Raw genomic sequence first — 522 nt, 5'->3', positions numbered from 1 at the left:
TAACGACTGTAAGGACTTGAAAAAGTAGTCCTACAGAGGTTTCTATAGGCTTTTACTCGAAAGCCATAATAGAGTCCAATGCTAATAAAGGCATCTCGTCCGATTCCTTCTGGCTGATAATAGTCATACATAGTTCTCAGACCCATAGCAGGATGGATCTCCCTAATTTGGAGCATCAAGCCCACATAAAGACTTTCTTTTACCTTCCATTCTTCGATTCTACGGAGCATTTGATAATGTGCTTGTTTGGAAATACCACAAAGCGCATAAAGATGCTTCATCTGGTAAGAATGTTGGGTAATATTTTGGCGAAAGTACTCTAGGGTGTGGGTTTGAAACTTTTTTTTAGGTCGATATCGAGCTCCTTCGAAGCAATCTCAATGAGTTTAGACTGGTAGTCAATTTCCATTTGTTTTTGCCCTAAGATACGTTCGAGTTCAGCTACTTTTTTGAGTAGCTCCTGGGTTTTAGCTTCTTCGGAATCTTGTTGTACAATCATCTTAGTTCCTTTTTTGTAGTGGG

2 pseudogenes are annotated in these 522 nt (G+C 39.5%); both read right to left on the bottom strand.

What is annotated here, in order from left to right:
* A pseudogene (locus QM481_RS24860) lies at nucleotides 1-281 on the bottom strand (IS3 family transposase); the annotation flags it as partial.
* A gap of 38 nt (nucleotides 282-319) precedes the next feature.
* Nucleotides 320-522, bottom strand: a pseudogene (locus QM481_RS24855) (transposase); the annotation flags it as partial.

This window comes from Flectobacillus rivi, from assembly GCF_030056655.1.
Taxonomy (GTDB): Bacteria; Bacteroidota; Bacteroidia; order Cytophagales; family Spirosomataceae; genus Flectobacillus; species Flectobacillus rivi.
This window is presented reverse-complemented; position numbering and strand designations above follow the sequence as displayed.